This is a genomic window from Mesorhizobium sp. M7A.F.Ca.CA.002.05.1.1 (assembly GCF_003998335.1).
GTDB lineage: Bacteria > Pseudomonadota > Alphaproteobacteria > Rhizobiales > Rhizobiaceae > Mesorhizobium.
Genome location: NZ_RZQI01001238.1, coordinates 1 through 1,311, shown reverse-complemented (window position 1 = coordinate 1,311; position 1,311 = coordinate 1). Strand labels below are relative to the sequence as shown.

The 1,311-nt window shown below is 66.9% G+C and carries 1 pseudogene; it reads left to right on the top strand.

From position 1 onward, the window contains the following. A pseudogene (locus tag EN939_RS34475) lies at window positions 1-1,311 on the top strand (AsmA protein); the annotation flags it as partial.

Here is a 1,311-nt window from a genome sequence, read left to right as displayed (position 1 = left end):
GGATCAGCGCATCGCGGCGTTTGAGCAGGCGCTGCTCGACATGCCGAGGCCGACCATTCCCGGCACTGTCGAGGTCAAGCTGCCGGCGGTGGTGGTCGGCGACACCACGGTGCGCGACGTGCATCTTTCCGCCGAGCCGGTCGATGGCGGCTGGTCGGTGAAATCGCTTGCCGCGACCTTGCCCGGCCGCACCACGTTGGAAGCCGATGGCATGCTCGTGCTCAATTTGGAGGGTCATTTCGGCTTCAACGGCTCGCTGCTGCTGGCCGTGGCGCAACCCTCCGGCTTTGCCGCCTGGCTGTCGAAGGATGTCGACGAGGCGATCCGCCGTCTCCCTGCCGCCGGCTTCAAGGCCAAGGTCGACCTCTCGCAGAAGCGCCAGGCCTTCAGCGATCTCGAATTGATCCTGGGCAAGGCGAAGTTTTCCGGCCGCATCGATTCCAGCCAGCCCGACGATGCCAAGCCCTCAGTGCTGATGCGTCTCGAAGGGGGCGACCTCGATGTCGACGGGCTGGCGGCCTTCGCCTCGATCTTCGTCAGCGACAAGGGCGCCAATCGCTTTGCCGACCGCGACCTCGATTTCCAGATCAAGGCAGGGCCGGTCAACGCTGGCGGGTTGACCGCGGATACCGTCGACACGGCGCTCAGGCTGCGCGACGGGCTGCTCGAAATCGACCGGCTGTCGGTGGGCGGGCTGGCCGGCGCCTCGATCAGCGCCACCGGCAGGATCAAGGATTTCCCGGCGAGCCCGACCGGCAAGCTCGATGCATCGGTGGTTGCCGTCGATCTGAAGCCGCTGATCGACGTCGCCGCCCGGCATTATCCCGACAGCGCCGTGCTCAAGGGACTGGCGAGCCGTGCCGCAGCCTATCCCGAGCGGTTCCAGGATGCGCGTGTCGGCCTCGTGGCGAGTGCGGCCGACAATGGCGACGGCACCACGGGCCTGGCGGTGAGCGGACAAGGCAAGGCCGGCGGCTCGGCCTTTTCCGCATCGCTGTCGGGAAAGGGGGCGGTGGACAAGCTTCTCGAAGCGCCGGTGGCGCTTACCTTCAATGCCAAAAACCCTGATGCCACCACGCTGCTGGCCCTCTACGGCCTGCCGGCACTGCCGCTCGGCATGCTGGGCGAGGCGAGCACCGACATTCAGGCCAAGGGTACGCTCGGCGGCGGCCTGACGACGAATTTCAGCCTTGCCGGCAACGACTTCAAGGCGGGTTTCGAGGGGACGATCGCCGATACGCCGCAAGGCTTCGCCGCCAAGGGCAAGCTCAGCCTCGACGCCGCCGACATCGAGCCATGGCTGATGACGAC